This window comes from Jeotgalibacillus aurantiacus (assembly GCF_020595125.1).
Classification (GTDB): domain Bacteria; phylum Bacillota; class Bacilli; order Bacillales; family Jeotgalibacillaceae; genus Jeotgalibacillus; species Jeotgalibacillus aurantiacus.
Genome location: NZ_JACNMS010000002.1, coordinates 541,133 through 554,384, shown reverse-complemented (window position 1 = coordinate 554,384; position 13,252 = coordinate 541,133). Strand labels below are relative to the sequence as shown.

Annotated in this window: 14 protein-coding genes; 13 read left to right on the top strand and 1 reads right to left on the bottom strand. The window is 45.5% G+C overall.

Annotation, left to right across the window (positions count from 1 at the left end):
- Positions 1-12 precede the first annotated feature (12 nt).
- The 4 genes from rsgA (at position 13) to spoVM (ending at position 2,371) form a co-directional block, all read left to right on the top strand.
- Entirely contained in the window at positions 13-894 is an 882-nt protein-coding gene (gene rsgA, locus H7968_RS07585; RefSeq protein ID WP_227395570.1) for a ribosome small subunit-dependent GTPase A, read from the top strand.
- A 4-nt stretch (positions 895-898) separates the two neighbouring features.
- Positions 899-1,552, top strand: coding sequence for a ribulose-phosphate 3-epimerase (rpe, locus tag H7968_RS07580; RefSeq protein WP_227395903.1), 654 nt, complete (start codon positions 899-901; stop codon positions 1,550-1,552).
- Positions 1,553-1,630: 78 nt separating this feature from the next.
- Positions 1,631-2,272 (top strand): thiamine diphosphokinase, encoded by a 642-nt coding sequence (locus H7968_RS07575; protein WP_227395569.1) that lies wholly within the window; start codon positions 1,631-1,633, stop codon positions 2,270-2,272.
- 15 nt (positions 2,273-2,287) lie between these two features.
- Positions 2,288-2,371 (top strand): stage V sporulation protein SpoVM, encoded by an 84-nt coding sequence (spoVM, locus tag H7968_RS18155; RefSeq protein WP_134372268.1) that lies wholly within the window; start codon positions 2,288-2,290, stop codon positions 2,369-2,371.
- A 576-nt stretch (positions 2,372-2,947) separates the two neighbouring features.
- Here spoVM and rpmB read toward each other — a convergent pair.
- Positions 2,948-3,136 (bottom strand): 50S ribosomal protein L28, encoded by a 189-nt coding sequence (rpmB, locus tag H7968_RS07565; RefSeq protein ID WP_039808810.1) that lies wholly within the window; start codon positions 3,134-3,136, stop codon positions 2,948-2,950.
- 430 nt (positions 3,137-3,566) lie between these two features.
- On the opposite strand from rpmB, the gene H7968_RS07560 reads away from it, so the two are divergent.
- The 9 genes from H7968_RS07560 to fabG all read left to right on the top strand — a co-directional run bounded on the left by H7968_RS07560 (position 3,567) and on the right by fabG (position 13,153).
- Positions 3,567-3,929: an Asp23/Gls24 family envelope stress response protein gene (locus tag H7968_RS07560; RefSeq protein WP_134371907.1), complete on the top strand. Its 363-nt coding sequence runs from the start codon at positions 3,567-3,569 to the stop codon at positions 3,927-3,929.
- 20 nt (positions 3,930-3,949) lie between these two features.
- Positions 3,950-5,602 (top strand): DAK2 domain-containing protein, encoded by a 1,653-nt coding sequence (locus H7968_RS07555; RefSeq protein ID WP_227395902.1) that lies wholly within the window; start codon positions 3,950-3,952, stop codon positions 5,600-5,602.
- A 227-nt stretch (positions 5,603-5,829) separates the two neighbouring features.
- On the top strand, positions 5,830-6,492 hold the full coding sequence (sdaAB, locus tag H7968_RS07550) for an L-serine ammonia-lyase, iron-sulfur-dependent subunit beta (protein ID WP_227395568.1): 663 nt from the start codon (positions 5,830-5,832) through the stop codon (positions 6,490-6,492).
- 36 nt (positions 6,493-6,528) lie between these two features.
- On the top strand, positions 6,529-7,416 hold the full coding sequence (sdaAA, locus tag H7968_RS07545; protein ID WP_227395567.1) for an L-serine ammonia-lyase, iron-sulfur-dependent, subunit alpha: 888 nt from the start codon (positions 6,529-6,531) through the stop codon (positions 7,414-7,416).
- Complete coding sequence (gene recG, locus H7968_RS07540; RefSeq protein WP_227395566.1) at positions 7,388-9,460, top strand: ATP-dependent DNA helicase RecG; 2,073 nt, start codon at positions 7,388-7,390, stop codon at positions 9,458-9,460. The genes sdaAA and recG overlap by 29 nt, the downstream gene beginning before the upstream one ends.
- A gap of 388 nt (positions 9,461-9,848) precedes the next feature.
- Entirely contained in the window at positions 9,849-10,424 is a 576-nt protein-coding gene (fapR, locus tag H7968_RS07535) for a transcription factor FapR (protein WP_227395565.1), read from the top strand.
- Positions 10,421-11,419: a phosphate acyltransferase PlsX gene (gene plsX / locus H7968_RS07530; protein WP_227395564.1), complete on the top strand. Its 999-nt coding sequence runs from the start codon at positions 10,421-10,423 to the stop codon at positions 11,417-11,419. Before fapR ends, plsX begins: the two co-directional genes overlap by 4 nt.
- Positions 11,420-11,465: 46 nt before the next feature.
- Positions 11,466-12,407, top strand: coding sequence for an ACP S-malonyltransferase (gene fabD / locus H7968_RS07525; protein WP_227395563.1), 942 nt, complete (start codon positions 11,466-11,468; stop codon positions 12,405-12,407).
- 2 nt (positions 12,408-12,409) lie between these two features.
- Positions 12,410-13,153 (top strand): 3-oxoacyl-[acyl-carrier-protein] reductase, encoded by a 744-nt coding sequence (gene fabG, locus H7968_RS07520; protein WP_227395562.1) that lies wholly within the window; start codon positions 12,410-12,412, stop codon positions 13,151-13,153.
- The last annotated feature ends 99 nt before the right edge of the window (positions 13,154-13,252 follow it).

Below are 13,252 nucleotides of genomic sequence, written 5' to 3'. Positions count from 1 at the left end.
AGGAGCGTGTGTATGCCAGAAGGTAAAATCATGAAAGCGCTGAGCGGCTTTTATTATGTGAAGGATGAGGAAAAGGTCATTCAGTGCAGAGGACGTGGGGTTTTTCGTAAGCAGAAACTGACACCGCTTGTGGGTGATTATGTGGAATACCAGGCTGAAAATGACCAGGAAGGCTATATTCTGGACCTGAAATCGAGAAAAAATGAACTCGTCCGTCCGCCTATTGCAAACATTGATCAGGCAGTTCTCGTATTTTCAGCGATTGAACCTGATTTCAGCACTTCACTGCTTGACAGGTTCCTTGTTCTCGTTGAAAGTCATGACATTGATCCGGTGATTTGTATTTCAAAAATGGATCTGTTAAACGACGCACAGACAGAAAAAATTAACCGGTTTGCAGAGGATTACCGAAAGATCGGGTATCCGGTCATTTTATCCTCAGCCAAATGGGAGGATGGAATGGATCAGCTGAAGCCCTGGCTTGAGGATCAGGTAACGGTTTTTGCGGGTCAGTCAGGTGTCGGGAAATCATCCATTTTGAATGCACTGAACCCTGCTCTTGAGCTGAAGACAGATGCCATCTCTAATTCTCTCGGAAGAGGAAAACATACGACTAGACACGTAGAATTAATCGGGATCGGAAGCGGATTTGTTGCGGATACGCCGGGTTTTAGTGCGCTTGAATTTACTGAACTTGAAGTAGATCAGCTGCCGCTTTGTTTCCCGGAAATGGTGAAGGCTTCTGAGGACTGCAAGTTCAGAGGATGTCTGCACCTGAATGAACCGAAATGTGCAGTAAAGGAATATGTGGAAAACGGAGAAATAATGGAATATCGATATCAGCATTACCAGCAGTTTCATGATGAAATTAAATCAAGAAAGCCGAGGTACTGAAATTATGGTGAAGATTGCACCTTCCATTCTATCAGCTGATTTTTCAAGACTGGGAGAGGAAGTAAAAGCAGTAGAAAAAGCAGGAGCTGACTACATTCATATTGATGTAATGGATGGCATGTTTGTTCCTAACATTTCTTTTGGATCATTGATCGTAGAGGCTATCCGTCCGGTTACAGCTATGACGCTGGACGTTCATCTGATGATCGAGCAGCCTGAACGTTATGTGAATGAATTTGCACGTGCAGGAGCAGATATTATTTCTGTTCATGTTGAAGCAACCAAACATTTGCACCGCACACTTCAAATGATTAAAAATGCGGGTGTGAAACCTGGCGTTGTGATCAATCCGCATACGCCGGTTGAATCCATCAAACATGTCCTTTCTGAAGTCGACCTTGTACTTGTTATGACTGTCAACCCCGGCTTTGGAGGACAGGCGTTCATACCTGAAGCATTGTCGAAGGTCAGTGAATTAAAGACATTAAGGGAAAACCATCAATTCACATATGAAATTGAAGTGGATGGCGGAATTAATGATCAAACAATCCAGTCAGCCGTTGAAGCGGGCGTGGATGTGGCAGTGGCCGGTTCATACATTTACGGAAGTGAAAACAAAGAAGAAGCCATCAATAAGTTAAAAAGAACAGCAAAATAAATGAAAAGCCGCCTAAGGGCGGCTTTTATCATAACGGTGAATAACAATATTATTATTATGTAAACTGAGGTGAATCAGATGATCATTTTAACTGGAGGGGCAGCAATATCCAAAGAACTCATCCAATCCTTTAACCATCCATTGACAAGGTGGGCTGGTGTCGATAGGGGCACAGTCAATCTGCTAAAAGAGGGAATCACACCGGAAGCGGCATTTGGAGATTTTGACTCTGTCACGCAGCAAGAGTGGAACCGGATTGAAAAAACAGTCAATCGGATTGACAGAACCAATCCGGAAAAAAACATGACGGATATGGAGATGGCCCTGGAATGGGCGCTGGGTCAACAGGAGAATATCGTGATGATCGGCGTAACCGGAGGAAGACTTGATCACTTTTTCGGAAACATTCAGCTCCTTCTCCACGACAAAGTCATGAAATATCAAAAGTCAGTAAAAATAATGGATGATCAAAACGTGATTTCAATCCATGATCCGGGCGAAATACTCATTGAGAACAACCCTGCTTATCCCTACATATCCGTTATTCCATTCAGCGCAGCAGTTGAGGGTCTGACATTAAAAGGCGTTAAATATCCTCTTAAAGACCATAGAGCCGTCTACGGAAGCACATTAACAATCAGCAACGAAATAGTTGAAGATCACGCGTCTATTTCTTTTCAAAGCGGCATATTAATGATCGTAAGAAGTAAAGATCAATGAAGCGGAGGGATCGGGATGCGGTTCTACTCAATTAAGCTGCCACGGATGCTCGGAGGAATGGTAAGAGGTTTCTTAAGCCTCATTAAAAAACAGGCGTAATTTTTATTGAATGATTCGATAGGGTTGAAAGATTGGTTGCGTCATCCTTAGCCTGCCTGTTTACAGATGAATTCAAAATGTAAGTTAGCACGGTTTTTGGCAATATAAATGTGGCGGGCTTCGAATAAACATAGGACCGGATTTCCCCCGAAGACTCCTATGGCGGAAAGGGACAAGTGAAACCGAAGTGCTTAGCACAGCGGGTTCACCGCCCGGCCATGGAAAAGTGGAGACGACTCTTCCAGTCTTGACAAGCATGAGGCGAAGATGAAAAGAGGGCTGACCTTGGCCCTCGTTCAGCTTCGCCTTATGATCTCAAGGAGCTAGTCGTCGTAGCTGGACAATGGAGAGCGTAGGGGGAAATCCGGCCCGATTTATGGATAAAACTATTTAAAAGATAGTTTTCGAAGGTTAACCTGCTTAGTGTCGGTGAAATCAGAAGACTCCTTCGTCAGAGAAGCGACAGCTGACTTACTGCGCGGCCGCGGAAAGCGAAGAATGTCTCCGGCACGGATAATAAAATTCAACAACTCAAAAAAGACGAGGAGCATCTCCTCGTCTTTTTCATTCCATTTATTAAACGCGTTCTACTTTACCAGACTTCAGCGCGCGAGCTGAAACCCAAACACGCTTAGGCTTACCATCAACAAGAATACGAACCTTCTGAAGGTTTGCGCCCCATGTACGCTTGTTAGCGTTCATCGCGTGGGAACGAGCGTTACCAGAACGTGTTTTACGACCTGTTACAACACATTGTTTTGCCATTCTATTCCCCTCCTCACAAATGAAGCTGAAAACAAATTCGTTTCAATCTTTCACTTAGTCAATCACACTTTATCTAATTTATCACATGTGTTTTTATTATGCAATAAAAATTAAATGATCTATCAAGTTTTTTTGCTTTACAGATAAGACTATGTTTTTTACATCTTTTGAGTGGCTGGGACATCCGAAGACTCCTGTGGCGGAAAGGGACAGGTGAAACCATTGTGCGAAGCACAAGGGGTTCACCGCCCGGCCACGAGCGTAGGATGTCCCAGCCACGGTTTTTAATTCTTCACATACTTCTATTGAAGAGTCAAAAAAATAAGTGAATTCTTTAATAAATGCCTGTAATCGCTGTTTATCTTTTAATCACAGCTATAGTATAGTAAAATATCTGTAGCCAAAACAGTATTTAAAGGGGGAGCAATGTATGTCGATTGAATTAACGACTAAATATGGACAGATCGATATTTCGAATGAAGTGATCGCAATGGTTGCCGGTGGAGCGGCAATTGAATGTTATGGCATCGTCGGCATGGCGTCCAAACACCAGATCAGGGACGGGCTCACCGATATATTAAGACGTGAAAATTTTACCCGCGGCGTCATTGTGCGTCAGGATGGCGATAAAGTTTCGATTGATATGTATATTATTGTAAGCTATGGAACGAAAATTTCGGAAGTTGCTCACAACGTACAGTCATCTGTAAAATACACACTTGATAAAACTGTTGGGCTTTCAGTTGAAGCAGTCAATATTTTTGTTCAGGGAGTCAGGGTGACGAACCTGTAGAGGAGGAACGTTTTGTGAACATGAAAGAATTGGACGGTAAAAAGTTTGCAGGTATGATTTTTCAGGGAGCTGCAAATTTATCAAATAACGCAGACAAAGTAGATGCGTTGAATGTATTTCCTGTACCGGACGGTGATACAGGAACGAATATGAATTTATCCATGACATCCGGATCCAAAGAGGTTAAAAACAATGTGGATGGACATATCGGAAAAGTAGCGGGAGCTCTATCAAAAGGATTGCTGATGGGCGCGCGCGGAAATTCCGGCGTGATTCTTTCACAGCTGTTCCGGGGATTTGGAAAATCGATTGAAAATAAAGCAACGCTGAATACCAAAGAATTTGCTGCAGCGCTGGATGCAGGCGTTGTTTCTGCTTATAAAGCGGTGATGAAGCCGGTTGAAGGAACGATCCTGACTGTTGCAAAGGATGCTGCGAAGCAGGCCGTGGTAACAGCTGAAACAGAAGAAGACTTAATTGGACTGATGGAAGCTGTCGTAAAAGAAGCAAAAGCCTCTTTAAAACGAACACCAGATTTACTGCCGGTTCTGAAGGAAGTTGGCGTTGTTGACAGTGGCGGTCAGGGACTTGTTCATGTATATGAAGGATTTCTTGCTGAGCTCAAAGGTGAAGAAATTCCGGACTCTCCTGTTGCGCCGTCAATGGACGAGCTTGTGAGTGCAGAGCATCACATCGGGGTTCAGGGCTTTATGAACACGGAAGATATTGAATTTGGCTATTGTACCGAGTTTATGGTGAAGCTTGAAGAGGATAAGGCTTCTTTTGATGAATTAACTTTCCGTGAAGAGCTGAGCGAGCTTGGTGATTCACTGCTCGTAATTTCTGATGATGAAATGGCGAAAGTACATATTCACACGGAACAGCCTGGGAAAGCACTTTCGCAGGGACAGTTGTATGGAAGTCTGATTAAAATCAAGATTGAAAATATGCGTGAACAGCATACTGAAATCGTCGGTTCAGATCACAGGGCTGAAAAGAAAAAGCCTGCAGAGAAACAGCCGTATGCCATTATTACTGTTTCCATGGGTGAGGGAATTGCAGAATTATTTAAAAGTATCGGAGCGACAAGTGTGATCGAAGGCGGTCAGACGATGAACCCGAGCACAGAGGATATTGTAAAGGCAATTGAAGAAGCACATGCTGAAAAGGTCATTATCCTGCCTAATAACAAAAATATTATTATGGCAGCGGAGCAGGCAGCTGAGGTTGTTGAAATGGATGCGGTTGTAGTACCATCGAAATCAGTTCCACAGGGAATGGCTGCAATTCTTGCCTTCAATCCTGCCGGTGAATTGACTGATAATAAAGAGACGATGACAGATGCGCTCGGAACGGTTAAGACCGGACAGGTGACATTTGCGGTGAGAGACACGTCGATTGACGGTATCTCTATTAAAAAAGACGATCACATGGGTATTGCAGAAGGTAAAATTGTGACGTCCGGCAGCAGCCGTTTTGAAACGGTGAAGGAGCTGCTTGCCCACATGATGGATGAGGATGCTGAAATCGTCACTCTTCTATACGGTGAAGACTCTCCTGAAGAAGAAGTAAATGAAGTGACAGCTTACCTTGAAGAGCAATATCCTGATGCTGAAGTAGAAGTACACAATGGAAAGCAGCCGCTTTATTCATACATTGTTTCAATAGAATAGTATTCTGTTATATGCAAAACCAGTTACCGGGCATGCTACAAAAGGTGAGTGGTGCATGGCGGCATCCCGCTAATCCTGACGCAGCTGAATTCTCTGTCAGGTGAGGCAGTAAGCTTGCAAGGCGCGGAGCTCACCGGGTTAAAAAAGAGGCTGGAATAACTCCATTCAGAGTGATCCCAGCCTCATTTTTTTGAAAATACCGAGGTCAGATCAGGGAGCGAAATGAGATGAAATATAAAAGCGTTTTTGATATTATCGGTCCGGTTATGATTGGTCCATCATCATCACACACAGCCGGTGCAGCAAGGATCGGGAAAATGGCACGTGAGCTTTTCGGCCGGGAACCTGAGTGGGCAACGATTTCTTTTTACGGTTCATTTGCCAAGACTTATAAAGGTCACGGTACAGATGTGGCGATTATTGGTGGAATTATGGACTTTGAGACAGATGATGAACGGATCATTCAGGCTAGGGAAATTGCACGTGAGAAGAGAATCAGAATAAAAATACGTGAAGAAGAAGCGCTTACCGATCACCCGAATACTGCCAGAATCCGACTTGGTGATCAGAATGGTGAAATGGAACTTGTCGGAATATCGATCGGCGGCGGTAAAATTGAAATTACCGAACTGAATGGTTTTGCACTCAGATTAACCGGGCACCATCCGGCGATTCTTGTTGTGCATGAGGATCGTTTTGGTGCAGTCGCAGCCGTATCAAAAGTGCTGGCGGAGAGTAAAATCAATATCGGTTCCATGGACGTTTCAAGACAGGATGTTGGTAAAATGGCGCTGATGACAATTGAAGTGGATGAGCCGGTCGAGGATATCGTTCTTGAAAAGCTGAAAATGCTTCCGGAAGTCACACAGGTAACGAAAATCGCTGATTAAAAAAGTGATAGCGCTTACATAAAAGGAGGGGCAACGATGTTTCGTAATGTAGCAGAATTAGTTGAACTGGCTGAGAGCCAGAATAAAAAAATATCAGATATTATGATCGAACAGGAAGTAAAAGTGACAAACCGGACTAAAGAAGAAGTTCTGGCCCAGATGGAAAGGAACCTGAAGGTCATGGAAGAAGCGGTGGAGAGAGGCCTGGCGGGTGTGAAATCCCACTCCGGACTGACAGGAGGAGACGCAGTGCTTCTTCAGCAATATATTGCCACTGGTAAATCATTATCAGGTGACCTTTTGCTTGATGCTGTCAGTAAAGCGGTGGCAACGAATGAAGTGAATGCTGCAATGGGTACGATCTGTGCCACGCCAACGGCCGGTTCTGCAGGGGTTGTACCCGGGACACTGTTTGCTGTTCAAAATAAATTAAACCCTTCACGTGAGGAGAAAATCAGATTTCTGTTTACCTCCGGTGCGTTCGGTTTTGTTGTAGCGAACAATGCCTCTATTTCAGGCGCGGCAGGCGGCTGTCAGGCAGAGGTCGGATCAGCATCAGGAATGGCGGCTGCAGCGATTGTAGAAATGGCTGGAGGAACGCCGTCACAGTGCGCTGAAGCCATGGCGATCACGTTGAAAAACATGCTTGGGCTTGTTTGTGATCCTGTAGCAGGTCTGGTTGAGGTTCCATGTGTAAAAAGAAATGCAATGGGTGCAGCCAATGCCATGGTAGCAGCGGATATGGCCCTTGCAGGGATTACAAGCAGAATTCCTTGTGATGAAGTCATTGATGCGATGTATAAAATAGGACAAACAATGCCGGTAGCCTTACGTGAAACCGCTATGGGAGGACTGGCTGCAACACCAACCGGCAGAGAGCTGGAGGCGAAGATTTTTGGATTCTCTCTTGATAAAAAATCCTGATCATCCACTTCTCCAGCCGGTAACGGTGATAAAAGGGGTCGGAGAGGAAACGGCTTTACAACTTGCCGCACTTGGGATTTTCACGATTGCGGATTTAATGAACTATCTTCCTTTCCGCTATGATGATTTCCGGTTGAAGGATTTGTCAGAGGCAGCACATGAAGAAAGAGTGACGGTAGAGGGGCGGGTTCATAGTGAACCGGCTCTTCAGTTTTACGGAAGGAAAAAGTCCAGGCTGACACTAAGACTTTTAACAGGTCCCCACAGTGTAAAAGTGACGTTTTTTAATCAGCCATACTTGAAAAAGAAGGTCGGTTTGAATGACCAGATTACCGTAACGGGAAAGTGGGACAGGCAGCGCCAGATGATTACAGCCCAGACTTTTCAGCTTGGACCGGGGGAGCAGCGCGAGCTCTTTGCCCCTGTCTATCCGCTTAAAGGTGATATAACAAATCAGTCACTTCGCAAATTTATTAAGGCCGCCATTTCCAGGTATGGAGATTTGATGGAGGAGACGCTTCCTTTAGAGTATTTAACGAAATACAGGCTGATGGATCGTGCAGCTGCATTAAAAGCCATGCATTTCCCTGAAGATCCTGAAGAAATGAAGCAGGCAAGACGCCGTTTTGTTTTTGAAGAATTCTTTTATTTTCAGCTAAAAATGCAGGCGCTCAGAAAGTACGAACGTGAGCATGCGGAGGGGATTTCCGTTCATTACGACACAGGAAGCATTAAAACCTTTACAGAAGAGCTTCCATTCCCGCTGACGGGAGCACAAAAAAGGGTGCTCCGTGAAGTGTTTAATGATTTGAAGTCTCCATACAGGATGAATCGGCTCCTGCAGGGGGATGTTGGATCCGGAAAAACGGTTGTTGCAGCCATTGCCCTCTACGCAGCCATCACAGACGGCTATCAGGGTGCGCTCATGGTTCCGACAGAGATTCTGGCGGAACAGCATGCTGAATCACTCATCAAGCTGTTTGAGAAAACCGACGTCTCCATTGCTCTTTTAACGAGTTCCGTAAAGGGGAAAAAACGCAGGCTGCTGCTTGAAAAATTGAAAGCCGGTGAAATTGATCTGCTGATCGGTACACACGCCCTTATTCAGGATGAAGTTGACTTTCATCGCCTCGGGCTGGTGATTACGGATGAACAGCATCGCTTTGGCGTTAATCAGCGCAGAGTTCTCAGAGAAAAAGGGGAGAATCCGGATGTCCTGTTTATGACAGCTACCCCGATCCCGAGGACGCTCGCGATTACGGTTTTCGGAGAAATGGACGTGTCCATTATTGATGAAATGCCTGCCGGGAGAAAACCGATTGAAACCTACTGGGTAAAGGATAATATGCTCGGCAGGATCCTTTCTTTTATCGAAAAGGAATTAGCAGCCGGCCGTCAGGCATACGTAATTTGTCCGCTGATTGAGGAATCAGACAAGCTCGATGTGCAAAATGCGATTGATGTCCATGCCCAGCTTGAACAATATTTCCATGGACGTTTTCAGGTTGGTCTTATGCACGGGAGGTTACACTCTGAGGAAAAAGAAGAGGCGATGAAAAAATTTGCCGATAATGACACGCATATTCTTGTTTCAACAACCGTTGTTGAAGTCGGAGTAAACGTACCTAACGCTTCTGTCATGGTCATTTATGATGCAGAACGTTTCGGGCTGTCCCAGCTCCATCAGCTGCGTGGCCGTGTCGGACGTGGACAGGATCAGTCATACTGCATCCTGCTTGCCGACCCTAAAAATGAGGTGGGTAAAGAGCGGATGAAAATTATGACTGAAACGAATGACGGCTTTGTACTGAGTGAAAAGGACCTGGAACTGAGGGGGCCTGGGGACTTTTTCGGACGAAAACAAAGCGGTCTGCCGGAATTCCGCGTTGCGGATATGGTGCATGATTACCGCGCGCTCGAGACAGCGCGCGCAGATGCTCATGACCTTGTCGAAAGGGAAGACTTCTGGACGGCAGAAGAATATCGTTTTCTCCGTGACTACCTCGACCGTGAAGGCGTGACGAGCGGAGGGAAGCTTGATTAAGCAGACACCCTGTTTAAGCCTTATCGATGAGGCTTGGACAGGGTGTTTTTTAATACAGTTCTCCAAACAAAACACAAGCGTTATTGAACATACATAAAGTTGCCGAATGATTTTCTCTGCTCCGGCGCCCAGCCCACTGGAATGGCTTTAGGTAACTTGATTCTTTAAAGAATCCGAGTGTGTTGCAGAGAAATGTCACGAAAGTGTCCAAGTTCTGGATGTAAGTGACCAAACAACATCTGAATGTGTCCAAGTCACCAGAGAAAGTGTCCAAACGAAAGTTGCAAGTGACCAAGTGCCGCCCGCATCCACCTTTCCCAGTTGCATCTATACCTCAATATTTATATACTACTATTAGTACCTAGTGTTAGTATCGGATGGTGAAGGGATGAAACGGACGAAAAGAGAGCGGCAGGCGCTGTTGAAAAATACAATTGCGGATAACCCGTTTATCACGGATGATGAATTGGCAAAGACATTTGATGTGAGTGTTCAGACAATCCGGCTTGATCGTATGGAGCTTGCAATTCCTGAGCTCAGGGAGCGGATTAAGCATGTGGCTGAGCAGACGTTTGAAGATGAGGTGCGTTCGCTTCCGATTGATGAGATCATTGGTGAGATTATCGATGTAGAGCTTGATGAAAGTGCGATTTCCATTTTCGATGTCAGGGAAGAGCATGTGTTTCAGCGCAACCGGATTGCCAGAGGGCATCATTTGTTTGCACAGGCGAATTCACTTGCAGTCGCGCTGATTAATGATGATCTTGCCCTTACCGCACATGCAAATATTCAATTTTGCAGACAGGTAAAAGAGGGTGACCGTGTCGTAGCAAAAGCAAAAGTAAAAAAGAGAGATAACCGGCGGACGTTTGTTGAAGTCAGGTCGTATGTTGAGCAGACGCTCGTGTTCGAAGGGGAATTCGAGATGTACCGCTCTTCAGAAGAAGGAGGACAAGAAGCATGATTATTGCAGTTGACGCAATGGGGGGAGACCATGCCCCGAAAGAAATTGTTCATGGTGTCATGAAAGCTGTGCAGGAGGACGTTACGCTGACGGTCAAACTGTATGGAAATGAAAAACAGATTAATGAGCATTTAACACCTTCCTCTCAGATTGAAGTCATTCATACAGAAGAAAAAATTCTGAGCACCGATGAGCCGGTTCGTGCGGTGAGACGTAAGAAAAATGCTTCCATGGTGCTGATGGCTCAGGCTGTGAAGGATGGGGAAGCGGACGCATGTGTATCAGCCGGTAACACAGGTGCACTGATGGCATCCGGATTATTTGTCGTTGGCCGGATTAAAGGCATTGACCGCCCTGCGCTGTCGCCTACACTGCCTACACTTGACGGTCAGGGTTTTGTCATGCTCGACCTCGGTGCCAATGCTGATGCCAAGCCTGAACATCTGCTTCAGTACGCCGTGATGGGCAGTATTTACGCTGAGCAGGTAAGAAACATTTCCAGACCAACCGTCGGCCTGCTCAATATCGGGACTGAAGAAGGTAAAGGAAATGAACTGACTAAGCAGGCCTATGATCTGCTTCAGCAGTCCGGTCTGAACTTTATCGGCAATGTCGAATCACGTGATCTGTTAAATGGAGTTGCTGACGTTGTTGTGACAGACGGATTCACCGGGAATATGGTATTGAAGACGATTGAAGGAACGGCACAGGCGCTGTTTGGCATGATCAAAGACACCTTTACTTCATCAGTCAAAAATAAACTGGCTGCAGGTCTTGTGAAAAATGATATGAGACAGCTGAAAAATAAAATGGATTATACAGAATACGGTGGGGCAGGTTTGTTTGGCCTTAACGCGCCTGTTGTGAAAGCGCACGGATCGTCCAATGCCAATGCGCTTTATAACGCCATTAAGCAGGCAAATACGATGGCGAAGCATGATGTCTGCGGGAAAATTTCCGACTCCATCAGTCTTGCGGACCAGGCGAATCAGTAATGGAGTGAAATTGACGATATTATTTATTTAAAAGGAGTTTGTGATCATGGCTAAAATTGCATTTTTATTCCCGGGACAAGGTTCCCAGACGGTAGGAATGGCAGGTGAAATCGCCGGTACATATGAATCAGCAGCACAAATTTTTAAGCAGGCTGAGTCGATCCTTGGAGAGTCTTTTACATCGCTGATGAAAAATGGCCCTCAGGAAGAATTAACAAAAACGTATAATGCTCAGCCGGCTCTTTTAACGAGCAGTGTCGCCATTTTGGAAGTGTTAAAGGAAAAGGGCGTGCATATGGATTATGCAGCAGGACACAGCCTTGGGGAATATTCAGCGCTCGTTGCAGCCGGTGCTTTATCTTTTGAAGATGCACTGAAAGCCGTGCGTAAACGCGGTGAACTGATGGAAGAAGCGGTTCCTGACGGTCAGGGCAGTATGGCGGCAGTGCTGGGTATGGAGCGTTCAGCCTTAAAGGACGTTACCGATGAAATTACGGATCAGGGCGATGAAGTTCAGCTTGCGAATTTGAATTGTCCTGGACAAATTGTCATTTCAGGTTCAGCGGCGGGTGTGGAGAAGGCCTCGTCACTTGCGAAGGAGCGGGGGGCAAAACGGGTGCTTCCGTTGAATGTGAGCGGTCCGTTTCACTCCAGCCTGATGAAGCCTGCTGCAGAAAAGTTCCAGCATGAGCTTGCCAATATCAGTATTTCAAATGCGCAGGTTCCGGTTGTAGCAAATGTCACGGCAGATGCTGTATTTGAATCAGAAAAAATTGAAAAGCTGCTCGTTGCACAGCTCTATTCTCCGGTTTTATGGGAGGATTCAATCGAACAGCTGATCAGCCTCGGAGTGGACACATTCGTAGAAGCGGGACCAGGCAAAGTGTTATCCGGTCTGGTGAAAAAAATCAACAGAAAAGCAACAGTGTATCCGGTTTATGATCAGGAAACGCTCGAAGTTGCTGTTGCGGCATTGAAAGGGGAATAATCATGAATTTAGATGGAAAAGCAGTATTGGTAACCGGTGCTTCAAGAGGGATTGGCCGCGCCATCGCCATTCATTTGGCAAATCAGGGCGCAGATATTGCTGTTAACTACAGCGGAAGTGAAGCGAAAGCAAATGAAGTAGCGGAAGAAATCCGTTCACTGGGCAGAAAAGCGATCGTGATTAAAGCCAATGTGTCAGATGCCGAAGAAGTGCAGGCAATGGTGAAAGAAACCGTGAATGAATTCGGAAAAATTGACGTATTAGTTAATAATGCAGGAATCACAAAAGATAACCTTTTAATGAGAATGAAGGAAGAGGAATGGGATCAGGTAATGGATGTGAACCTGAAAGGCGTCTTCTTAACAACAAAAGCGGTGACCCGTCCGATGATGAAGCAGCGCGCAGGAAGAATTATTAATGTTTCCTCTATCGTTGGTGTAATGGGGAATCCGGGCCAGGCGAACTACGTTGCGTCAAAAGCAGGTGTTATCGGCTTAACGAAAACGGCTGCTAAAGAACTTGCTTCAAGAGGTATCACTGTTAACGCTATTGCACCCGGGTTTATCGAAACAGATATGACAGGCGAGCTGCCTGAGGATGTACAGGCATCCATGAAAAACATGATTCCGCTTGACCGTTTCGGACAGCCTGAAGATATTGCCAAAGCCGTTGCGTTCTTTGCATCGGAGGATTCGTCCTATATTACAGGACAGACGCTGCATGTAGATGGCGGAATGGTGATGTAGCGGCAAACCGTATCCTATTGAAAAAACGAAATATAAATGTAATGAGAAAATCCGTGAATCGCTTTAAATCGGGCCTCAATTACTCTATAATACTTGAAG